This is a genomic window from Yinghuangia sp. ASG 101 (assembly GCF_021165735.1).
In the GTDB taxonomy this organism is placed as follows: domain Bacteria; phylum Actinomycetota; class Actinomycetes; order Streptomycetales; family Streptomycetaceae; genus Yinghuangia.
On record NZ_CP088911.1, the window covers coordinates 5,959,803 to 5,982,809 of the forward strand.

14 protein-coding genes and 3 rRNA genes are annotated in these 23,007 nt (G+C 69.5%); 11 read left to right on the forward strand and 6 right to left on the reverse strand.

All coding sequences use genetic code 11. The features are described 5' to 3' along the window. The first annotated feature begins 85 nt into the window (after positions 1 to 85). Positions 86 to 1,597, forward strand: coding sequence for a cobyric acid synthase (locus LO772_RS25595; RefSeq protein ID WP_231774386.1), 1,512 nt, complete (start codon positions 86 to 88; stop codon positions 1,595 to 1,597). A gap of 9 nt (positions 1,598 to 1,606) precedes the next feature. Here the strand turns inward: LO772_RS25595 and LO772_RS25600 are convergent, their stop codons facing one another. Then, positions 1,607 to 2,779 (reverse strand): DUF2330 domain-containing protein, encoded by a 1,173-nt coding sequence (locus LO772_RS25600; RefSeq protein WP_231774387.1) that lies wholly within the window; start codon positions 2,777 to 2,779, stop codon positions 1,607 to 1,609. A 153-nt stretch (positions 2,780 to 2,932) separates the two neighbouring features. Between LO772_RS25600 and LO772_RS25605 the strand changes: the two genes are divergently transcribed. Beyond that, positions 2,933 to 3,220 (forward strand): hypothetical protein, encoded by a 288-nt coding sequence (locus LO772_RS25605; RefSeq protein WP_231774388.1) that lies wholly within the window; start codon positions 2,933 to 2,935, stop codon positions 3,218 to 3,220. Here LO772_RS25605 and LO772_RS25610 read toward each other — a convergent pair. Next, positions 3,172 to 5,502: an MMPL family transporter gene (locus LO772_RS25610; protein ID WP_231774389.1), complete on the reverse strand. Its 2,331-nt coding sequence runs from the start codon at positions 5,500 to 5,502 to the stop codon at positions 3,172 to 3,174. The two genes, LO772_RS25605 and LO772_RS25610, sit on opposite strands and share 49 nt — an antisense overlap. A 99-nt stretch (positions 5,503 to 5,601) precedes the next feature. On the opposite strand from LO772_RS25610, the gene LO772_RS25615 reads away from it, so the two are divergent. From LO772_RS25615 to LO772_RS25625, 3 genes are all read left to right on the forward strand, one after another. Then, positions 5,602 to 6,057 carry a MarR family winged helix-turn-helix transcriptional regulator gene (locus LO772_RS25615; protein ID WP_231774390.1) on the forward strand — a complete coding sequence of 152 codons (456 nt, stop codon included), beginning with the start codon at positions 5,602 to 5,604 and terminating at the stop codon, positions 6,055 to 6,057. 242 nt (positions 6,058 to 6,299) lie between these two features. Next, positions 6,300 to 8,192 (forward strand): peptidase MA family metallohydrolase, encoded by a 1,893-nt coding sequence (locus LO772_RS25620; protein WP_231774391.1) that lies wholly within the window; start codon positions 6,300 to 6,302, stop codon positions 8,190 to 8,192. Between the two features lie 55 nt (positions 8,193 to 8,247). Then, on the forward strand, positions 8,248 to 9,999 hold the full coding sequence (locus LO772_RS25625; RefSeq protein WP_231774392.1) for a peptidase MA family metallohydrolase: 1,752 nt from the start codon (positions 8,248 to 8,250) through the stop codon (positions 9,997 to 9,999). 70 nt (positions 10,000 to 10,069) lie between these two features. On the opposite strand, the gene LO772_RS25630 is transcribed toward LO772_RS25625, so the two are convergent. From LO772_RS25630 to LO772_RS25640, 3 genes are all read right to left on the reverse strand, one after another. Next, the gene (locus LO772_RS25630; protein ID WP_231774393.1) at positions 10,070 to 10,573 is read right to left on the reverse strand and encodes an HNH endonuclease; all 504 of its coding nucleotides are present in this window, start codon (positions 10,571 to 10,573) and stop codon (positions 10,070 to 10,072) included. A gap of 270 nt (positions 10,574 to 10,843) precedes the next feature. Continuing rightward, positions 10,844 to 11,371, reverse strand: coding sequence for a YbhB/YbcL family Raf kinase inhibitor-like protein (locus LO772_RS25635; RefSeq protein WP_443089471.1), 528 nt, complete (start codon positions 11,369 to 11,371; stop codon positions 10,844 to 10,846). A 115-nt stretch (positions 11,372 to 11,486) separates the two neighbouring features. Then, on the reverse strand, positions 11,487 to 12,269 hold the full coding sequence (locus tag LO772_RS25640; protein ID WP_231774395.1) for a sporulation protein: 783 nt from the start codon (positions 12,267 to 12,269) through the stop codon (positions 11,487 to 11,489). 50 nt (positions 12,270 to 12,319) lie between these two features. Between LO772_RS25640 and LO772_RS25645 the strand changes: the two genes are divergently transcribed. The 5 genes from LO772_RS25645 (at position 12,320) to rrf (ending at position 20,486) form a co-directional block, all read left to right on the forward strand. Continuing rightward, on the forward strand, positions 12,320 to 13,000 hold the full coding sequence (locus LO772_RS25645) for a DNA-3-methyladenine glycosylase (protein WP_231774396.1): 681 nt from the start codon (positions 12,320 to 12,322) through the stop codon (positions 12,998 to 13,000). An 80-nt stretch (positions 13,001 to 13,080) separates the two neighbouring features. Further along, positions 13,081 to 14,355: a tyrosine--tRNA ligase gene (tyrS, locus tag LO772_RS25650; RefSeq protein ID WP_231774397.1), complete on the forward strand. Its 1,275-nt coding sequence runs from the start codon at positions 13,081 to 13,083 to the stop codon at positions 14,353 to 14,355. A gap of 842 nt (positions 14,356 to 15,197) precedes the next feature. Next, positions 15,198 to 16,721, forward strand: a 16S ribosomal RNA gene (locus LO772_RS25655). A 352-nt stretch (positions 16,722 to 17,073) separates the two neighbouring features. Then, positions 17,074 to 20,201 (forward strand): 23S ribosomal RNA (locus tag LO772_RS25660). Positions 20,202 to 20,369: 168 nt separating this feature from the next. After that, a 5S ribosomal RNA gene (gene rrf / locus LO772_RS25665) occupies positions 20,370 to 20,486 on the forward strand. The 16S, 23S and 5S rRNA genes sit together here, the layout of an rRNA operon. Before the next feature lie 182 nt (positions 20,487 to 20,668). Here the strand turns inward: rrf and LO772_RS25670 are convergent. Then, positions 20,669 to 21,991, reverse strand: coding sequence for a hypothetical protein (locus LO772_RS25670; protein WP_231774398.1), 1,323 nt, complete (start codon positions 21,989 to 21,991; stop codon positions 20,669 to 20,671). Between the two features lie 96 nt (positions 21,992 to 22,087). Here LO772_RS25670 and LO772_RS25675 point away from each other — a divergent pair, with 96 nt between their 5' ends. Beyond that, positions 22,088 to 22,969, forward strand: coding sequence for a hypothetical protein (locus LO772_RS25675; protein ID WP_231779717.1), 882 nt, complete (start codon positions 22,088 to 22,090; stop codon positions 22,967 to 22,969). The last annotated feature ends 38 nt before the right edge of the window (positions 22,970 to 23,007 follow it).

A 23,007-nucleotide genomic window follows, 5' to 3' on the forward strand; every position in this document is an offset into this window, starting at 1 on the left:
GTGGCTTCGGAGTACCCGGCGTGTCGGGGCCGGGGGCGGGCGGGGACGATGGGCGGGCTCTTGTCGACCGTCGGAGGACTTGCCCATGCGCGGCGCGTTGCTGGTTGCCGGAACCACTTCTGATGCGGGGAAGAGCGTGCTTGTCGCCGGGCTGTGCCGGCGGATGGCGCGTGAGGGCGTGAAGGTCGCGCCCTTCAAGGCGCAGAACATGTCGCTCAACTCGATGGTGACCGCCGACGGGGCCGAGATCGGCAGGGCGCAGGCGATGCAGGCCGCCGCCGCGGGGATCGTCCCAGAGGCGGCGATGAATCCGGTGCTGCTGAAGCCGGGCGGGGCGATGAGCAGCCAGGTGGTGCTGCTCGGGCGGCCGGTGGCCGAGGTGTCGGCGCTCGACTACCGGGATCTGAAGCCGCGTCTGTTCTCCGCGGTGCTGGAGTCGCTGGCCGATCTGCGGGCCCGGTACGACGTCGTGGTGTGCGAGGGCGCGGGCAGTCCGACCGAGATCAATCTGCGGGACCGGGACATCACCAACATGGGACTGGCCCGGGCCGCGAACCTGCCGGTGCTGGTGGTGGGGGACATCGACCGCGGCGGCGTTTTCGCGCACCTGTTCGGGACGGTGGCGCTGTTGTCACCCGAGGACCAGGCCCTCGTGTGCGGGTTTGTCGTGAACAAGTTCCGGGGCGACGCCACGTTGCTCGCGCCGGGGTTGGAGCGGATCCACGCGCTGACGGGGCGGCCGGTGCTGGGGGTGCTGCCGTACCTGCACGGGCTGTGGCTGGACGTGGAGGACTCGCTCGCGTTGGACGCCGACCGGGGCGCGCCGGTCCCCCCGCTCGGCGAGGACGTCCTGCGCGTCGCGGTCGTCCGGCTGCCGCGCGTCAGCAACTTCACCGATATCGACGCCCTCGCGGTCGAGCCGGGGGTCGTCGTCCGGTTCGTCGCGTCTCCCGCGGAGATCGCGGACGCCGATCTCGTCGTGGTTCCCGGTACGCGCGCGACGGTCGAGGATCTGGCGTGGCTGCGCGCGGCGGGGCTCGACACCGCGCTGGCCCGGCGCGCGGTCGAAGGGCGGCCGATTCTCGGGATCTGCGGCGGGTACCAGATGCTCGGGCGGGAGATCGACGACGCGGTGGAGTCGCGGCGCGGAACGGTCGCGGGGCTCGGGCTGCTCCCGGTGCGGGTGCGTTTCGACGCCGACAAGACCCTCGCGCGGCCTTCGGGGTTCGCCGACGGCGAGCCGGTGACGGCGTACGAGATCCACCACGGCGTCGTCACGGTGGAAGGCGGCGAGCCGCTGTTCCGCGGCGTCGACGGGGTGCCGCTCGACGGCTGCCGACAGGGCGCGACGTGGGGGACGCTGTGGCACGGGGCGCTGGAGAACGACGGCTTTCGGCGGGCCTTCCTGACCCACGTCGCGCGGTCGTCCGGACGCCGGTTCACCGTCTCGCCCGACACGTCGTTCGAAGGGGCCCGGCAGGCGCGGCTCGACGCGCTGGGTGATCTCGTCGCCGACCATCTCGACAACGCCGCGGTCGACCGGCTGATCGCGGAAGGGGCCCCGGCCGGGCTGCCGTTCGTGGCGCCGGGGCCCTGAGCGCGACGGCTACGCCGGGGGCATCGCCGGGCGCGGCGGATACGACGGCCGCCGCGGCCGGCGCCGGCGCGCCCACACCACCAAACCGACGGCGATCACCAGCATCGGCCCGAAGACCACGGACAGCCAGACCGGGACGCCGGCCACGGTCAGCAACTTGTCGGTGTAGTCGACGCGTTGGAACCCCTTGTCGCTCGGCGCCGCACGGAATTCGAAGTCGCCGGTGATCGTCGACGGTTTCGGCAGCCGCCGGGTCATCGCGGTCAGGTAGTCCGCCTGCCCCGGCGTGCCGCCCGGCCAGCCGACGCGTTCGGCGTTCGGCCGCCCCGCGTACAGCAGTTCGGTCGTGCCGCCGCCCCCGATGTCGGCCACCGCCTCCACGCGGTGCGGGGCGAAGACGAACAGGTTCAGCGTCTGCGCGTTGGCCGCGCGCTGCGACAGCCGCATCGGGTAGACGAGGCGGTCGGAGTCGAACGTCAGGTGCAGCGGGTCGAGTTCGCCGCCAAGCGCCGCGGCGGTGGGCCGGGAGCCGGACGTGGTCCCCGTGCGGGCCGACGCCGCGGCCGGGGTCAGGCGCACCGCGACGTACTCCCAGCCCTGCTCGACGTACGGGCGCAGCGAATCGGCGAGCCCGGCCGGCATCGTGAAGCCGTTGTCGCTCAGCCAGGCCTCCAGCGCGGCCGGGTCGGTCGCCGCCAACTGCGCGAATTCGAACGGGCCGAGCGTTCCGGACGCCACGACGTTCACCGGCGGAGCCGCCGCGCCGGGAGCCCCCGCGCTCGCGGACCCGTCACGGCGCCCGTCGTCATCGTCGAACGGCCAGTCGCCGTCGCGCGGCCAGAAGTAGTGCCGCGTCTTCTCGACGGGCGCCGTCACCTGATCCAGCCGGTCGAACAACTCCGCGTCCCCCAAGGCGAGTTCGGCGCGCGTCGGTACGGGCATGATCCACGCGGCCTTCTGCGCGTCCCCGGACACCGTCAGCCGCATGACGATCTGCTCGCTCCGCCCGTCCCACAGCACCGCGGACGTCTCCTCGCCCACCCGCACGGTCGCCTGGTCCCCGGGCACCATCGCCCCGCACCCGCAGGCGTACGCGGGCCGCACCACCCCCACGACCTGCACCACCAGGACCGCCAGCGCCACCCACAGCGCCCGCACCCCGCACCGCCCACTGCCCGACATCCGCGCCTCCCGCACCGCACTCCGCACGACAACGCGACTACGACGCACCCCCCACCCGCCGGGTTCCCCCCGCCCGGCGCAAACCGTTTCCCCCACCGCCCGCGGTCCCGGATCATGGGCGTGCGAAACCTGGACGCCACGGGGGGCAGACCGATGCGCATCCTGCTGGTGGGGGACACCCACGGCGACACCGGCCACGTGCGCCGCGTCCTCGACGCCGCCGCGAGGACCGGGGTCGAACGCGTCTTCCAACTGGGCGACGCGCTGGGGCCGCGGCTGGTGGGGCACGGGCACGTTCACCGGCGGTATACGGCGGTGTTGACGCGCCCGCGCGCGGCGACGCGGGTGGAGGGGCTGGGGGCCGATCCGTCGGTGGCGTGGGATCCGCGGTGTTACCGGGCGGCCGACTCGTGGCTGGAGGTCGACACCGGAGGGCTGTGATCCGCGGGCGGCGGCGCGGGCGTCGGGTCGGATTCGGAGATGCCGTAGCGGTTGTGGAGGCGGCGCAGCGGCGCGGGGGACCACCACGCGCGGGGGCCCGTCCATGCCAGCACGGCCGGGACCAGCAGGCTGCGGACGACGAACGCGTCGACCAGGACGGCCAGGGCGAGGCCGCCGCCCAGCATCATCGTGTTGGTCACGCGCGACGTGCCGATCGCGCCCATCACGACCGCGAGCACGCAGGCCGCGGCGGTGATGATGCTCCCGGTCCGCGCCAACCCGACCGCCACCGCCCGGCGGTGATCACCCGTCAGGTCGTACTCCTCCTTGACCCGGGAGAGCAGGAACACCCCGTAGTCCATCGAGAGACCGAACGCGATGCAGAACATCAGCACGGGCAGCGCCGTTTCGATCGAGCCCGTCGGGGTGAAGTCGAGCAGGCCGGAGAGGTTGCCGTCCTGCACCACCCACACGACGGCACCGAACATCGCGGTCAGGCTCAGCGCCGCGAACACGATGGCCAGCAGCGGCATCACGACGCTTCCGGTCAGCAGGAAGACCAGCACGAACGTCGCCAGGACGATGATCGCCCCGGCGGCCCACAGGCGTTCGGCTATCGCGTCCTTGCTGTCCACGATCTGCGCGCTCAGCCCGCCCACGAGCACCGGCGACGGCGACGGCGTCGCCCGTACGTCGCGGACGAGGTCCTGGCCGGCGGGCGACAGGTCCTCGATCGCGGGCACCACCGACAGGTACGCGCTGTCCCCCACGACGCGCCCGGGCTCGGCCGGTCCCGCGGCGGCGTCCGCCGCGCCCGCGCGGAAGACTCCTTCGGGCCCGACGACGCGTGCCACCCCCGGCAGCGCCGACAGGCGTGCGGCGTAGTCCGCGCGGGCCGCCGCGTCCGTCGACTCCCGCACGACGATCTCGATCGTCCCCGACGGACGCCCCTCGACGTGGTCCCGGATGGTCTGCTGCACCTGCCGGGACTCCGCCGACGTCGGCAGCTGCCGGTCGTCGGCGGTGCCGAACTGCACGCCCAGGAACGGCAGTCCGAGCACCACCAGGCTGCCGAGCGTGACCACCGTGACGAGCGGCGCGCGCCGCATGACCGCCCCGGCCAACCGGGCCCACCCCGAGCCCGCCTCACGCTCGGTCGCATCCGGGGTCGCCGAGCCGGAACGGCCCGCCGCCCCGCGCCGCGGCAGCAGTCGGACGCGCCGCAGCGGCCTGCGTACGTCGCCGGCGTCGATCCGGTGGCCCAGCAGCACGAGCGCCGCGGGCAGGATGACCAGCGCGCCGACCGCGGCGAGCAGCACCACCGGGATCCCGGCGTACGCGAACGAGCGCAGGAAGTACTGCGGGAACACCAGCATCGCCGCGAGCGACACCGCGAGGGTGAGCGCGGAGAACAGCACCGTGCGCCCGGCGGTGCGCAGGGTCGCCGCCACGGCCGTCGGCACGTCGGCGCCGCGGGCGAGTTCCTCGCGGTGGCGGCGCACCACGAACAACCCGTAGTCGACGGCCAGTCCGAGGCCGAGCACCGTCGTGAGGTTCTGCGCGAATATCGACACGTCGGTCGCCGACGCGACCACGCGGAGCACCGCGTTGGTGCCGAACATCGCGAACAGCCCCACCGCCAGCGGCAACAGGGCCGCCACCGCGCTGCCGAACACGATGACGAGGATCAGCAGGGTGACGGGAAGCGCGATCAACTCCGCGCGGACCAGGTCCTCGGAGATCGTCGTCTGCATGTCGTGCTGCACCGCGACCCCGCCGCCGATGCGCACGTCCAGCCCGTCGTGGGTGCCGCGGTAGGTCGGCGCGATCCGGTCGAGCGTGTCCGCCGCGGCGTCCTCACGGCCCTCCAGGTGCGCGAGCACCAGGCCGCTGTGGCCGTCGTCGGTGCGCAGCGCGGGTGAACCGGTGGTCCAGTACGAGCGCACCCCGGTCACGCCGGGCTCGGCGGCCAGGCGGTCGGTGAGGGCGCGGGCCCGCGCCGCGGTGTCGGGCGCGTCGAGTGCCGTACCGGGGGGCGACGGGTCCGTCCCCGCGGGCTGCGGCGTCACCAGCAGGACGAAGTTCGGCCGACTGCCGGGGAAGTCGCGGTCGAGAGCCTCGGCGGCTCGGGCCGACGCGGAGGTGGGGTCTTCGTTGCCGCCGGCCAGCAGGTGGTCGGCGGCGCCGCGGCCGACGACTCCGGCCAGGGCCAGGAACAGCAGCGCCCCGATCAGGAGCAGCCGTGGTCGGGCGGTGGTCAGGCGTGCGAGGGCGGCGAACATCACCGGGCCTTCCGATCGATGAAATCGTCAAGGCAGCATACGATAGGTACAGCATTTCATAGGCAGTACATATGATTTCGGGCCGGTAGAGTCGAGCGCATGGACCGACGCCCACCGATGGGAAGCAGAACGGGATACCGCCTGGTCAAGGTGGGTGAGATGCTTCTCGCGCTGGCCGAGGCGGAACTCGGCCGCATCGGGCTCAAGCCCAAGCACGTGCACGTCATGGAGTCGCTGCTGGCGTACGACGGGCTCTCCCAGCAGGACGTCAGCCGCATGCTGGGCATCGATCCGAACGTCCTGGTCGGCGTCATCGACGACCTCGAGGCCCGGGGATTCGCCGAGCGCCGCCGCAACCCCGAGGACCGCCGCCGCCACCTCGTGCACGTCACCGACGCGGGACGCGAGGCCGTCGAGACCAGCCGCCGGATACTGGGCGACGCCGAGGACGCGTTCTTCCGCGTCCTCACCGACGACGAGACGGCCGTCCTGCGCACGGCGTCCGACAAACTGCTGACCGCACATCGCGCCGGCTGGGTGCCGGACAAGAACTGACGCTCCGTCCCCGCGGGCCCACGCCGGGCGCGCGGGGCGGCCCCTGTTCCGACCGGTGGGATTCCCGCCCGAGCCGGGGACCGCGCGCCGACGCATCCGGGCCGGCACTTCCGCCCCGCTTGACGGTGCGTCGCGTTCGCCCGGTACTCTCCGCGCACGCGGTATGGCGGATGATCAGGCAACACGCCCCCGGATGAGGCACGGCACGAGCCGGTCGCGGCGGGCGCGGGGGAGGGCGTGGCATGGCCGACCAACGGCCGGACGGGGCCTCGGCGCCCGACAACAGCCGCGCTCACGACGCCCCTCGGGATAGCGTGCCCGGACGCCCGGACGACGCCGGCCACGCGCCGGAGCGCGCCCCCGGGCGGGCGTCCGGTCACACCCCCGCGCTACCGTCCGATTCCGGCCAGGACACCCCCGCGGACCGCGCCGACGACCACCGTCATACCCCTGAGCAGACCGCGGCGCGTCCCGGCCGCGACACCCCCGCCGCCGAGGGCGCTCACGACTCCGGCCGTGACGTCGGGCGAACTCCCGGGCAATTCGCGGCGCGAACCCCCGGGCACGCCCGCCACACCCCCGCCACCGAGGGCGCTCACGACCCCGGCCGTGACCTCGGGAACACCTCCGAGCGCCCCGCGACACCCGCGGCGCGACCGCCCGGGCACGCCCCCGACACCACGCCGCCCGGAACCGACCCGGAACCCCCCGCCGACCCCGAGGCCGCCCCGTCGCGATCGCGCGGCGGACCGCACCCCGCGCTGGTCCCGGTCATGGTCATCGGCACCGTGCTCGCCCTACTCCTGGGCGCCGCGGGCCTGTTCGGCGGATCCGACGCGCACGACGTCGCCGAGGCGACCCGCGGCGGCACCTCGGCCGCCGCCCACGGCGCACCCCCCGCACGCCCGACCGGGCCACCGGCCTCCGCCCCGGCGACGCGCAACGAGATCACCGCCGACCAACTCAAGGCCCTCGCCGACGCCCAGACCCAGGCCCTGCGCACCGGCGACGTCGACGCCTTCCTCGCCCCGTACGACCAAGGCGACGCCGGGCTGCTCGCCGAACGGCGGCGCACATTCGCCAACTTGCGCCTGCTCCCGTTCCAATTCGCGGAATTCCGCTGGGAGAACGTCTACGGCGGCAACCTGAAGGCGGTCGGCACCGAGCCGGTGAACGCGCGGCTCACCTTCGCGTTCGTGCACCAGATACCCGGCGTGGACGCCGTGCCCGCCCGCCAGGCGTACCGCTGGACCGTCACCCGCGACGCCATCGGCGCCCCCCTGCGCGTCACCGCGGTGGAGTTCAAGGACCCCCAGCCGTGGGACCTCGCCGAACTGATCAAGGTGGAACGCCCCCACGTGATCCTGCTGGCCGCGACCGCCGACCGCTTCCGGGCCGGAACCTGGGCGGACCGCGCCGAGACCAGCGCCAAACGCGACTTCGAACTGTGGAAGGGCCCCGCCGGAATCCCGTCGCGGTTCCTGGTCTTCGCGAGCCCCGACACCGACACCTTCGGCCGCGCGTACGGCGGCACCGCACCCGCGGGCACCGTCGCCTTCTGCGCACCCCTGTACCCCGACGAGGACACCTCCGCGGCGGCCGGGACGGTCGCGCCGCCGCCCACCGGCGGCGCACCGGCCCGCCAGATCGCCGGCAGCCGCATCACCTGGAACACCGACGCCGAAGGCCTCGGCGCCGCCGACGCCCAGACCGCCGTCATGCGGCACGAGATGGGCCACGCGCTCATCGCCGGGTTCAGCGGCTCGCGGAACGCCCGAATACCCCTGTGGGTCGTGGAAGGCTTCGCCGAATACCTGGAGTGGGCCGACCTCCTCGGCGACTTCTACGCCCCGGCCGCCCGCGAATTCGTGCGCGGCACAAGCTTCCCGGGCAAGCTCCCCGCCGACGACGACATCTACGGCGACGGCTCCGAGACCAACGGGATCAACTACCACCTCAGCATGACCGTGTTCCACTACATGGTCGAAAAGTACGGCGCCGCCAAGACGTTCGCGTTCGTCGTCGCCGTCTACCGGGCGCCCGGGGAACTCGACGCGGCGCTCAAGACGGCCACGGGACTCGACCTGGCGACGTTCGAGGCCAAATGGGCGCAGTGGGTGAAGAGCACCATCTGACGGGCGAGTCCGTCCGCACCCGAACCCCTCTGAGGACACCAGCACGAGGATGACCATGGACCACAACGCGGCTCGGCCCACGGTCGACGGGCCCCACGGCACCGCGGACGACCACCGGCCCGGCCACGACAGCAGGTTGATTCCCCGTCAGATACCGACACCGGACGCCGCGCCGCCGCCCGGCGGGACGGCCGTCGCCGACACCACCGCGCACGACACCTCGCGCGCGCCGCTGCCCGGCACGTACCAGTGGGTGCCCGTCCCCGGACCGCGCACGCCCTCGCCGCGCGGCCCCGTCGCGTTCCGCCACCCCGGCGACGCGCTCGGACTGTGGCCGGAATCCGTCGTCGACCCCCGGCGCGACCGGCACACCGCCGCCATCATCGTCTGCTCGCTTCTCGCCGCGCTCACCGTCCTGATCGCCGGCGCGACGAGCCTCCACGACCGCGCCCGCGAAGCCCGCGCCGCCGTCGACGCCGGCCTCGCGCCCACCCCGCCGCCCGTCCCGGGCACCGCGGCTCCCGACACCGGAACCGACCCGGACGGCGACGGCACCATCCCGCACGGCGCCACCGAACCCCCCGCACTCGAGGGCGAGGACGCGTCGTCGACCTCGCGCGCGAGCGTCCTGACCCGCGTCCAAAAGCTGGCGGGCACCCGTTCCGCCGCCCTCGCGAAGAACGACGCCACCGCGTTCCTCGGCACGGTGGACAAGAACAACAAGGCCCTGCTGGACACCGAACGCCGGCTGTTCGCCAACCTGCGCAAGGTCCCGTTCGCCGAGAGCACGTGGTCGGCCACGGACGTCGCCGACGCGCGCACCGAGCCCAGCGCCGTCGACGGCTGGCCGATCAACGCCACCGTCCTCGTCGCGTTCCGGCACCAACTCGCCAACGTCGACGTGCGTCCCGTCGCCGAGCGCTACCAGTGGACCATCCGCTGCGTCAGCGCCGCCGACGTCTGCGGCATCACCAACGTCGCCGGGGGACGCGACAGCACGGTGCTCGGCCCGTCCGGCTACCCGGCCCCCTGGGACGTCTGGGACCTCGCCGTCGAACGCCGCCCCCACGTCGTCGTGTTCGGCCCCGCCGCGACGGCCGCCGACCTGCGCACCCGCGCCGACCAGGCGGAAACCGCCGCCGTCTACGACATCGGCGCCTGGAAGGGCCCCGGCGGCGTCGCCCCCGGCTTCGCCGTCACCCTCACCCGCGAACGCGCCACGTTCGAAACGCTCTACAGCAGCGAACCCCCCGGCGAATGGGCGGCCGGCTTCGCCCTCCCGCTCGCCGCCGCCGACGACCGGCGCAGCGTCGGCGGCAGCCGCGTCGTCATCGACCTGGACGAAATGGACCAGGACGCCGCGTTCGCCCGCGTCATCCTGCGGCACGAACTCGTCCACGCCCTGCTCGACCCGCTCATGACCGCGAACTTCGGCGACATCCCGCTCTGGGCCGCGGAAGGCTTCGCCGACTGGGTCGCGCAGGCCGACCGGTCGATCAAGGGGACGTACGAGGCGCGCGCCGTCGGCGGCCAGATCGACGACGGCACCTTCACCGGCGAACTCCCCACCGACGACGACTTCGCCGCCTCCGACGAGGACACCATCGACGCCGCCTACAACCAGGCGCACCTGGCCCTGCGCTACCTCGCCGACACCTACGGCGCCGACAAGGCCTGCGCGTTCATCGCCGACGTCTACCGCGGCACCTCGGGCGACGCCGCCGCCGCGATCCGCACCGCGACGGGCAAGAGCCTCGACGACTTCGAGAAGGACTGGGCCGCCTGGACCCGCAGGAACTTCGGCTGACGGAACGCCGGCAGCGCGCGTCCGACGGCACGACGTGCCGTCGGACGCGCGCTGTCCCGGGCCCGCGGCCTCACGCCGTCACCGCCTCGCCGAACCACGTCTGCTGCTCCGCCGTCACCCCGAAGGCCAGCACGAGCGCCCGCGTCCCCGCCGGCTCGAACGGCTCGAACAGCAGGCGCATGCCCGCCTCCTCCGGCGTACGGTCGGCCTTGAGCTGGTTGTCCGCCGCGCACGCGGCCACCGTGTTGCGCCACGAGTCGGCCCCGCCACGCGACCTCGGCAGCACGTGGTCGACCGTGGTGGCCCGGCCCCCGCAGTACGCGCACTTGCGGCCGTCCCGCTGCAGGACCCCCCGCTTCGACCACGACACCCGTTGTCGGAACGGCACACGGACGTAGCGGAGCAATCTGATGACCCGCGGAACGGGCATTTCGAGCGCCGCGGCCCGCACGACACGGCCCGGATCGGCGTCCTCGACCACGGCCTTCTCCTGCAACACCAACACCAGCGCGCGACGGAACGACACCGTCGCGAGCGGCTGGTACGTCGCGTTCAGCACCAACGTGTCCCGCATGCGTCCGCCCTCCCTTCGGGGTGGGGACCGCCGGGAACCCGGGGCATGCGACCGGCCGGGCACACGCCCGCCGGGATGCCCGGCACCCCACAGGGGCGGACGTCCTAGGGAAGCGGAGGTGCGGCGGAGGTCATGCGCGCCTTTCGGTATCGGCGGTCCGTCGGTTCAGAGCGATATCCACGGCCCGCCCCCGCGCGGCGGCGGGCCGTGTCCACTCTGCCCGCGACGCGATCCGCTCGACAACGCAATTACCCCGCGGTCGGACAACGTTCAGCGGCCGTACACCGGCGTGACGATCGCCCGGGCAAGCGTGTTCGAGAACAAGTGGAACCCGACCACGGCCGGCGAGACGTTCTCGTCCACACCCAACTTCTCGGTGCCGACGGCGTGCACGACGAACGCGTACCGGTGCGTGTAGTGACCCTCGGGCGGCGCGGCACCGACGTACCCGGGGAAGCCCGCGTCGTTGCGCACGTGGAACGCCCCCTCCGGCAGCCCGCCGCCGTCCGGCGCACCCGCCCCCGCCGCCAACTCCGACACCGACGCCGGGATGTCCACGAGCGACCAGTGCCAAAACCCGCTCCCCGTCGGCGCGTCGGGGTCGAAGCACGTCACCGTGAAGCTCTTCGTCTCCGCCGGGAACCCGGCCCACGAAAGCTGCGGGGACACATCCTGGCCGCCCGCGCCCATCACTCCGCTCACCTGCGGGAGAGGCAACGTCGTGCCGTCCGTGACGTCCGTGCTCTCGACCGTGAACCACGGCTTCTCCGGCAGGAATTCGTACGGCAGCGGCGGCATCCTCAACTGCGACACGGCAGGCTCCTCTTCGTCGTCGACACCAACGTCGGGCGTACGCGCCGACACTACGCGGTCACGCCCCCGCGCCCGCGCCGAGCCGGGGCCCGCCCCCGCCCTAGAACCAACCGCGCCGCCGGCCCACCTCGTCGAGCCAACCGTGCAGGTACGCAGCCCAGTCCGTGCCGTCGACCATGCCGTGGTCGACCGTGAAGTGCCGGTACGCGTCGCTGCCCTCGCTCAGCAGACCGCCCTTCTTGTCGATCTCCAGGACCACCTCGGTGGCGTGCTCGTCCGAGATGAACGTCAGCTCCACCTCGTTGATCCTCGGGTACTGCCCCGACGGCGCGAACTCGATCTCCTGGTAGAACGGCAGCCGCTGACGCGTGTTGCGGATGTGGCCCTTCTCCAGGTCCGCGCCCTTGAAGTGGAACCCCAGGTTGCCGAACGCGTCCAGAATCGCCCCCTGCGCCGGGATCGGGTGCACGTTGACGGGGTCCAGGTCGCCCTTGTCGACCGCCCGGTCGATCGCCAGCTCGGTGCGCACCCCGATGCTCGTCCCGCGCAACTGCACGCCGCGGAACACCGTCACCGGCGTCTCCCACGGGATCGGCAGCTGGAACTGCAGATCGTGCCGCGCGCCCTCGCGCAACGCGAAGCCGCCGCCCACCTGGAGACGCGCGAAGTCCTGGTTGACCTTGTACTCGCCGTCCTCGGTCTCGACCTCGACGACCGCGCGCAACTCGACGAACAGGCCCTCGATCACCTGGTCGACCTTGCCGCCCTGAATGCGGATCACGCCCTCGGCGAAACCGCCCGGCGCGACATCGGGCCGGTAAAGCTCGGTCTCCACCGACGCCCCGCCGGCGCCCATGCTCGCCATGAACTTCTTGAACACCATGGATGCTCCCCTGAACAGACGTCTGGTCCGGTCGCCGTAGAGTCTGGCCCATGCCGGACGCGTCCCGTCGGGTTCTCCCCCGATCCTTCTTCGCCCGCCCCGTCCTCGACGTGGCGCCCGAGATCCTGGGCCGCCTGCTCGTCCGCGACACCGCCGAGGGCCCCGTCACCCTGCGCATCACCGAGGTGGAGGCGTACGACGGAGCCAACGACCCGGGGTCACATGCATATCGGGGCAAAACACCGCGCAACGCCACGATGTTCGGACCCGCGGGCCACCTGTACGTGTACTTCACCTACGGCATGCACCACTGCGTCAACGTCGTGTGCGGCACCCCCGGCAAGGCGTGCGGCCTGCTCATCCGGGCCGGTGAGATCACCGGCGGCGTCGCCTCCGCCCGCGCCCGCCGGCCGGGAGCCCGGCGCGACACCGAACTCGCCCAGGGACCCGCGCGCCTCACCGTCGCCCTGGGCATCGGGCGCGCCGACGACGGCGTGGACGCGTGCGCGCCCGGCACCGGATTCCGGCTGCTGCACGGCACGCCTGTTTCACCTGAAAGGATTCGCACCGGCCCCCGGACGGGCGTCGCCGGGCTCGGCGGCGACCCGGAGGCGTACCCCTGGAGGTTCCACGTGGCCGACGACCGGACGGTGAGCCCGTACCGCGCCCACGTGCCGAGGGTCCGCCGCAATACGGTTCGCGCCGTGCCCGACCCGTCGGGCACGCTGTAGACGTGCCGCCGGGTGCGACACCACCCTCCGGCACCCCCCCCACACCCGAGCACGACCACCGAGCAAGGAGACGAACCACCGTGACCGACATCGTCGAGGACCTGAGGTGGCGCGGGCTGATCGCCCAGACCACCGACGAGGACGCGTTGCGCAAGGCGTTCGCGGACGGTCCCGTGACGGTCTATGCGGGGTTCGACCCCACCGCCGCCAGCCTGCACGTCGGACACCTGCTCATCATCCTGACGCTGCGCCGCCTCCAGCGGGCCGGCCACCGGCCCATCGCCCTCGTCGGCGGGGCCACCGGGCTCATCGGCGACCCGAAGCCGTCCGCCGAGCGGCAGCTCAACGAGGCCGAGACCGTCCACGAGTGGACCGGACGCATCCGCACCCAGCTCGCGGCCTTCCTCGACTTCGAGGGCGATGCGCCGACCACGGCGCTCATGGCCAACAACTACGACTGGACGCAGGACCTCGCCGCCGTCGACCTGCTGCGCGACCTGGGCAAGCACTTCAGCATCAACCAGATGCTCGCGCGCGAGACGGTCAAGTCGCGCCTCGGCGGCGAGGGCATCTCGTACACCGAGTTCAGCTACGTGATCCTCCAGGCCAACGACTACCTGGAGCTGTACCGGCGGCACGGCTGCACGCTCCAGATCGGCGGCAGCGACCAGTGGGGCAACATCACCGCGGGGCTCGACCTCATCCGGCGCGTGACCGGCAACACTCCGCACGGGCCCGCGCACGCGGTGACGATGAACCTGCTGACCAAAGCCGACGGCACGAAGTTCGGCAAGACCGAAGGGGGCGCGGTCTGGCTCGACGCCGAACTGACCACGCCCTACGCCTTCTACCAGTTCTGGCTGAACTCGGACGACCGCGATGTCTCCCGCTACCTGCGGCTGTTCAGCTTCCGCACGCACGAGGAGATCGAGGACCTCGAACGCGAGTCCGCGGAACGGCCCGCGGCCCGCGCCGGGCAGCGTGCGCTCGCGGAGGAGCTGACCACGCTCATCCACGGCGCCGATCAGTGCGCCGCCGCGGTCGAGGCCAGCCGCGCGCTCTTCGGCCAGGGGGATCTCGCGTCGCTCGACGCCACGACCGTCGCCGCGGCGGTCGCGGAGCTGCCGTCCGCGCAGGTCGCCGAACTGCCCACGGTGGTCGACGCGCTGGTCGCGACGGGCCTGGTGACCAGCAAGTCGGCGGCGCGCCGCGCCATCAAGGAGGGTGGCGCGTACGTCAACAACACCAAGGTCACGGACGAGGACGCGACGCTGGGGGCCGGAGACCTGCTGCACGGCCGCTGGGCACTCCTGCGACGCGGCAAGCGGAACCTGGGCGCCCTGACGCTGGGCTGAGCCGGGCACGCGGGCGGGCAATCCGCCCGCGTGCCCGCGCAGTTCGGACCGTGCCGACCCCTGCCGAGGAGAGCCCGGACCGGGAATCCGTCGGCGGGGGTTGACTCGTTCGGACCAGTCGTCTAGTGTCTTCCGAGTCGCTGGTTCGGGAGATCCGGACATGTGCGCCTTCCCGTGAACCCCTTACAGAGCAGCACGCGTCGTCGTGCGCCTGAAGCTGGTTCGCGCTCGTGGCGCATTGGCCGGTCCCGCGGCGATCATCACATCGAAGCACAGCGAACGGAATCGCCTTCGCGATCTCCGGCCGCTCTTCTTTTGTGTTGTCCGAATTTGCTTTTTTCGACGAGTTCGCCGGCGGCGGACAAAACGAGAAGTGGTTCGGAGCCCCGCAAAAGCCTGCTAAGGTGGATGCATCGAGAAACACCGGATGCGCGGCCTGCTCAACAGCTGATTCAGCACCGACTTGCCAAAGAGTCAAAAACGGCGGCAAGTTGAAAGCGGGAAAACGGATCTGGTAGCCTCGAAGAGAAGCAAGACAAAAGAAACACCGAAGAACGCAACGCCCGGAGAGACCGGTGACAGGGTCTCAATGGAAGCGTCCGTTCCTTGAGAACTCAACAGCGTGCCAAAAGTCAACGCCAAGTAACATATCCCCGGCGTTCACTGGTGCCATCGGAATCGTTTCCGGTGGTGTGGGTGGGCGTAGGGATTCCTTTGGTGGAGAAAATCCTCCGATCATTGTCAGCGGTCGGGGGTCACAGCGAGGACGCAGGCGCCGGTCGGATTATTCCTCCGATGTGGCGCCGGCTTGTTCCGTGTGTTCGCCGGATGACCGGCAGGCATCTACGGAGAGTTTGATCCTGGCTCAGGACGAACGCTGGCGGCGTGCTTAACACATGCAAGTCGAACGGTGAAGCCCTTCGGGGTGGATCAGTGGCGAACGGGTGAGTAACACGTGGGCAACCTGCCCTGCACTCTGGGATAAGCCCGGGAAACTGGGTCTAATACCGGATATGATCCTTCCTCGCATGGGGTGGGGGTTGAAAGTTCCGGCGGTGCAGGATGGGCCCGCGGCCTATCAGCTTGTTGGTGGGGTAGTGGCCTACCAAGGCGACGACGGGTAGCCGGCCTGAGAGGGCGACCGGCCACACTGGGACTGAGACACGGCCCAGACTCCTACGGGAGGCAGCAGTGGGGAATATTGCGCAATGGGCGGAAGCCTGACGCAGCGACGCCGCGTGAGGGATGACGGCCTTCGGGTTGTAAACCTCTTTCAGCAGGGAAGAAGCGTGAGTGACGGTACCTGCAGAAGAAGCACCGGCTAACTACGTGCCAGCAGCCGCGGTAATACGTAGGGTGCGAGCGTTGTCCGGAATTATTGGGCGTAAAGAGCTCGTAGGCGGCTTGTCACGTCGGATGTGAAAACCCGGGGCTCAACCCCGGGCCTGCATTCGATACGGGCAGGCTGGAGTTCGGCAGGGGAGACTGGAATTCCTGGTGTAGCGGTGAAATGCGCAGATATCAGGAGGAACACCGGTGGCGAAGGCGGGTCTCTGGGCCGATACTGACGCTGAGGAGCGAAAGCGTGGGGAGCGAACAGGATTAGATACCCTGGTAGTCCACGCCGTAAACGTTGGGCACTAGGTGTGGGCGTCATTCCACGATGTCCGTGCCGCAGCTAACGCATTAAGTGCCCCGCCTGGGGAGTACGGCCGCAAGGCTAAAACTCAAAGGAATTGACGGGGGCCCGCACAAGCGGCGGAGCATGTGGCTTAATTCGACGCAACGCGAAGAACCTTACCAAGGCTTGACATCGCCGGAAAACTCCCAGAGATGGGGGGTCCTTTTGGGCCGGTGACAGGTGGTGCATGGCTGTCGTCAGCTCGTGTCGTGAGATGTTGGGTTAAGTCCCGCAACGAGCGCAACCCTTGTTCTGTGTTGCCAGCACGCCCTTCGGGGTGGTGGGGACTCACAGGAGACTGCCGGGGTCAACTCGGAGGAAGGTGGGGACGACGTCAAGTCATCATGCCCCTTATGTCTTGGGCTGCACACGTGCTACAATGGCCGGTACAATGGGCTGCGATACCGCGAGGTGGAGCGAATCCCAAAAAGCCGGTCTCAGTTCGGATTGGGGTCTGCAACTCGACCCCATGAAGTCGGAGTCGCTAGTAATCGCAGATCAGCATTGCTGCGGTGAATACGTTCCCGGGCCTTGTACACACCGCCCGTCACGTCACGAAAGTCGGTAACACCCGAAGCCGGTGGCCCAACCCTTGTGGGGGGAGCCGTCGAAGGTGGGACCAGCGATTGGGACGAAGTCGTAACAAGGTAGCCGTACCGGAAGGTGCGGCTGGATCACCTCCTTTCTAAGGAGCACATGGCCCGCTTCGGTCGAATGTACCGAGGGGGTTGCTCATGGGTGGAACGTTGACTATTCGGTGCCGGGTTTCCTCCGGGACGGTTAGTACTGCTGCTTGCAGCGTGGAACGCGGTCTGTTCGGGGGGGTCTGGTGTCGGGCACGTTGTTGGGTCCTGAGGGAACGGGCCCTGCGGCCTTGTCTCGCGTGTGCGTGGGGTGGGGTCGTTTGGTTTGTGTCTCTCTGGATCGCCGGTTTCGATCGGCCGTGTGTACCGCTGGCTTTGTGCTGGTAGGCATCGGTGGGAGATCGTTGTTTCCGGTTGTTGTTTGAGAACTACACAGTGAACGCGAGCATCTGTGGCCAAGTTAGTAAGGGCGCACGGTGGATGCCTGGGCATCAGGAACCGATGAAGGACGTGGGAGGCCGCGATAGGCCCCGGGGAGCTGTCAACCGAGCTGTGATCCGGGGGTGTCCGAATGGGGAAACCCGGCAGTCGTCATGGGCTGTCACCCGCACCTGAATGTATAGGGTGTGTGGAGGGAACGCGGGGAAGTGAAACATCTCAGTACCCGCAGGAAGAGAAAACAACTGTGATTCCGCGAGTAGTGGCGAGCGAAAGTGGATGAGGCTAAACCGTGGTGGTGTGATACCCGGCAGGGGTTGCCATCGCGGGGTCGTGGGTTTTTTCTGGATCGGTCTGCCGGCCGGTCGGCGAGTCAGAAACCGTATGGGTAGTCGAAGGACATGCGAAAGGTCCGGCGTAGAGGGTAAGACCCCCGTAGACGAAACTTATGCGGCTCGTTTGAGGAATACCCAAGTAGCACGGGGCCCGAGAAATCCCGTGTGAATCTGGCGGGACCACCCGCTAAGCCTAAATATTCCCTGGTGACCGATAGCGGACTAGTACCGTGAGGGAAAGGTGAAAAGTACCCCGGGAGGGGAGTGAAATAGTACCTGAAACCGTGTGCCTACAAGCCGTGGGAGCGTCGCCATCCGCGCTAGTCGTGTGGTGGTCGTGACTGCGTGCCTTTTGAAGAATGAGCCTGCGAGTTTGCGGTGTGTGGCGAGGTTAACCCGTGTGGGGTAGCCGTAGCGAAAGCGAGTCCGAAGAGGGCGGTTGAGTCGCGCGCCCAAGACCCGAAGCGGAGTGATCTAGCCATGGGCAGGGTGAAGCGGAGGTAAGACTTCGTGGAGGCCCGAACCCACCAGGGTTGAAAACCTGGGGGATGACCTGTGGTTAGGGGTGAAAGGCCAATCAAACTCCGTGATAGCTGGTTCTCCCCGAAATGCATTTAGGTGCAGCGTCGTGTGTTTCTTGCCGGAGGTAGAGCACTGGATGGTTGATGGGCCTTACCGGGTTACTGAGATCAGCCAAACTCCGAATGCCGGTAAGTGAGAGCGCGGCAGTGAGACTGCGGGGGATAAGCTCCGTGGTCGAGAGGGAAACAGCCCAGAGCACCGACTAAGGCCCCGAAGCGTGCGCTAAGTGGGAAAGGATGTGGAGTCGCAGAGACAACCAGGAGGTTGGCTTAGAAGCAGCCATCCTTGAAAGAGTGCGTAATAGCTCACTGGTCAAGTGATTCCGCGCCGATAATGTAGCGGGGCTCAAGCGCACCGCCGAAGTCGTGTCAGTGACACAGTAGCCAAGCCTTTGTGGTTCAGGTGTGTTGCTGGGTAGGGGAGCGTCGTGCAGCGGGTGAAGCCGCGGTGGAAGCCAGTGGTGGATGCTGCACGAGTGAGAATGCAGGCATGAGTAGCGAATCACACGTGGGAAACGTGTGCGCCGGATGACCAAGGGTTCCTGGGGCAGGCTAATCCGCCCAGGGTAAGTCGGGACCTAAGGCGAGGCCGACAGGCGTAGTCGATGGACAACGGGTTGATATTCCCGTACCCGCTACGATGCGCCAACGCTGAACCTCGTGATGCTAAGGCCGTGAAGCGGCCGTGATGCCTTCGGGTGGATCGGTGCGGTGGAGCCGCCGGCCCAAGCGGGTAGTAGGTGAGCGATGGGGTGACGCAGGAAGGTAGTCCAGCCCGGGCGGTGGTTGTCCCGGGGTAAGGGTGTAGGGCGTGGTGTAGGTAAATCCGCACCGCATGTGTCTGAGACCTGATGCCGACCCGATTGAGGGGAAGTGGATGATCCTATGCTGTCGAGAAAAGCCTCTAGTGAGTGTCGTGGCGGCCCGTACCCCAAACCGACTCAGGTGGTCAGGTAGAGAATACCGAGGCGTTCGGGTGAACTGTGGTCAAGGAACTCGGCAAAATGCCCCCGTAACTTCGGGAGAAGGGGGGCCGGTCCTGGTGACGGAGTTTTCCTCTTGAGCTGGGGTCGGCCGCAGAGACCAGCGAGAAGCGACTGTTTACTAAAAACACAGGTCCGTGCGAAGTCGTAAGACGATGTATACGGACTGACGCCTGCCCGGTGCTGGAACGTTAAGGGGACCGGTTAGTCCTTCGGGGCGAGGCTGAGAACTTAAGCGCCAGTAAACGGCGGTGGTAACTATAACCATCCTAAGGTAGCGAAATTCCTTGTCGGGTAAGTTCCGACCTGCACGAATGGCGTAACGACTTCTCGACTGTCTCGACCACAGGCCCGGTGAAATTGCACTACGAGTAAAGATGCTCGTTTCGCGCAGCAGGACGGAAAGACCCCGGGACCTTTACTATAGCTTGATATTGGTGTTCGGTTCGGCTTGTGTAGGATAGGTGGGAGCCGGTGAAGCGATCACGCCAGTGGTTGTGGAGGCGTCGTTGAAATACCACTCTGGTCGTGCTGGATGTCTAACCTGGGTCCGTGATCCGGATCAGGGACAGTGTCTGGTGGGTAGTTTAACTGGGGCGGTTGCCTCCTAAAGGGTAACGGAGGCGCCCAAAGGTTCCCTCAGCCTGGTTGGCAATCAGGTGTCGAGTGTAAGTGCACAAGGGAGCTTGACTGTGAGACTGACGGGTCGAGCAGGTGCGAAAGCAGGGACTAGTGATCCGGCGGTGGCTTGTGGAAGCGCCGTCGCTCAACGGATAAAAGGTACCCCGGGGATAACAGGCTGATCTTCCCCAAGAGTCCATATCGACGGGATGGTTTGGCACCTCGATGTCGGCTCGTCGCATCCTGGGGCTGGAGTAGGTCCCAAGGGTTGGGCTGTTCGCCCATTAAAGCGGTACGCGAGCTGGGTTTAGAACGTCGTGAGACAGTTCGGTCCCTATCCGCTGTGCGCGTAGGAGTCTTGAGAAGGGCTGTCCCTAGTACGAGAGGACCGGGATGGACGAACCTCTGGTGTGCCAGTTGTTCTGCCAAGGGCATGGCTGGTTGGCTACGTTCGGGAGGGATAACCGCTGAAAGCATCTAAGCGGGAAGCCTGCTTCGAGATGAGGGCTCCCACAGGGTTGACCTGGTAAGGCTCCCGGTAGACGACCGGGTTGATAGGCCGGATGTGGAAGCGCAGTGATGTGTGGAGCTGACCGGTACTAATAGGCCGAGGACTTGTCTTCAGATTGTTTTTTGGTTCGCGTTCATTGTGTGGTTCCCGGACCGCAACCGGTTTCCGGTGGTTCATGGTTTGGCGTCAAGCAGGTTTCTGCCTCCGTGTTGGTGGGGGTGGGCTGGTTGGTTGTCGGGCGTGTGGCCCTGGGTTTTGGGGTTGTTGTGTTCGATGGTTTTCCGGTGGTTTTGGCGGAGAGGAAACGCCCGGTTCCATTCCGAACCCGGTAGCTAAGCTCTTCAGCGCCGATGGTACTGCACTCGAAGGGGTGTGGGAGAGTAGGACGCCGCCGGAATTGATTTAGGTGACAAGGGGTCCCACCCTTCGGTGGGGCCCCTTGTTGCATTTCCGAGGTTTTTCATGGTGCACATGCTCGGAATTGCCGGGGCCGGCGGTTGCACGGTCTGGTATGCCGGGTCTCCCGCGTGCGGGACAATGGGTGTCGGTCGCGATGTCGGCCTGCCCGTTCGATGATCTCTAGGAGTCGATCCCATGTCCTATCCCTCTGAGGGGCGACCGCATCGCCGTTCCGGTGGTTCGCACAGCTCGGGGGGCGCCGGTCGGCGCGGACCTGGCGGAGGCGGACGCTACTCCGGCAGCGGATCGGGCAGCGGTGGTGCCGGCGGTGGCGAGCGCCGACCGTACCCGGCGCGCGACAACCAGGGCGACCAGCGCGGAGACAGGCCCGAGCGGCGTCCGTTCAACCGCGAGCGTCGCGATGACCGCGGGGGCCGGGACGACCGCCGACCGTCGTACGGCGACCGCAGCCGCGACCGGCAGGGCGGCGGTGAACGTCGTCCGTTCCAGCGTGATGACCGTCGGCCGTCGTACGGCGACCGGGACCGCGATCGGCAGGGTGGCGGTGAGCGTCGTCCGTTCAACCGCGACCGGGACCGGGATGAGCGTCGTCCGTCGTACGGGGACCGTGACCGGCAGGGCGGTGGGGACCGGCGTCCGTCGTCGGGTCCGCGTGAGGACCGCGGCGGCGAACGGCGTTCCTTCAACCGCGACCGCGACGACCGCCGTCCTGGCGGCCACGGAGACCGCGACCGCGATCGTCCGCGTCAGGGTGGTGGCGAGCGGCGTCCCTACGACCGTGACCGGGACCGGGGGCGCGATGAGCGGCGTCCGACGTACGGCACGCGGGACGGCCGTGGTGGGGAAGGGCGTTCGTCGTACCAGCGGGACCGTGACGACCGGCGTCCCGCGTATGGGGACCGGGAGCGTCGCCCGTTCCAGCGTGACGACCGTCGGCCGTCGTACGGCGACCGGGACCGTGACCGCCACGGTGGCGGTGAGCGTCGTCCGTTCAACCGGGACCGCGATCGCGACCGGGACCGGGACCGGGACCGGGATGAGCGGCGTCCGTCGTATGGGGACCGTGACCGGCAGGGCGGTGGGGACCGGCGTCCGTCGTCGGGTCCGCGTGAGGACCGCGGCGGCGAACGGCGTTCCTTCAACCGCGACCGCGACGACCGCCGCCCCGGCGGCCACGGAGACCGCGACCAGGCACGGGAGCGCCGTCCTTACGGCGGTCGGGACCGTGACGAGCGCGGGGGTCGCGACGAGCGGCGTCCGGCGTACGGAGAGCGCGGGCCGCGCCGCGATGCCGGTGACGCGCCGAGGGGCCGCTTCGATCGGGATCGCGAGCGTCCCGCCCACGGGCGTGGCCGCGACGGCGACCGCGGCGACCGGCGGTTCGCGCCTCGGGGGCGCGACGACCGGCGCCCCGCGTACGGTGACCGCGACCGGGGCCGTCCCGAGCGGGGCGAGCGCGGCAACAGGCGTCCGTTCACGCACGACGAGAGCGAGCGGCGGAATCCGCCGACGGACCGTCTGCCGATCCCCGAGGACGTGACCGGCGAGGAACTGGACGCCGGTGCGCGCCGCGAGCTGATGAGCCTGCCGAAGACGCTGGCGGACGAGGTCGCGAAGAACCTGGTGATGACCGGCCGCCTGGTCGACGAGGACGCCGAACTGGCGTACCGCTACTCGCGCGTGGCATTGCGCTTGGCGTCGCGTGTCGCGGCGGTGCGCGAGGCCGCCGGCATCGCGGCCTACATGACCGGCCGCTACATGGAGGCGCTGTCCGAGCTGCGTGCCGCGCGGCGGATGACGGGCTCGGCCGAGCACTGGGCGGTCATGGCCGACTGCGAGCGCGGTTTGGGCCGTCCCGAGCGGGCGCTGCAGATGGCGGGTGCCCCCGAGGTCAAGGAACTGGACAAGGCCGCGCAGATCGAGTTGCGCATCGTGGCGGCGGGCGCGCGCCGCGACATGGGCCAATTGGACGCCGCGGTCGTCACGCTCCAGGTGCCCGAGCTGAACGCGCAGAACGGCAAGGAGTGGACGGGACGGCTGCGCTACGCGTACGCCGACGCGCTGTTCGCGGCCGGTCGTGAGGACGACGCACGCGACTGGTTCGCCCGTGCCGCCGACGCGGACGCGGACGGCTCGACGGGTGCCGCGGAGCGCCTGGCGGAGCTGGACGGCCTGGAGTTCGTCGACGCCTACGACCCCGAATCGGACGATGACGACGGCGACGAGCACGACGTGGCTGCTGCCGCGGACCGCCGTCCCGAACCGGCCGGAGAGACCGCGGACGCGGACGCCGACGAAGCGCGCGACACACGCACGGCCGCGGACACCGCCGCGACGGAGCCCCCCACGGCCGACACTCCGCCGACCGCCGACGCCCCCGACATCGACGTCTTCGCGGACGACGACCTCGATGACGACGACGACCTGCCGTCGGCCGGGGCCGTCCGCGACGACGACTGACATCCGAACGCACGTCCGGCTGAACCCTCGTGGCCCGG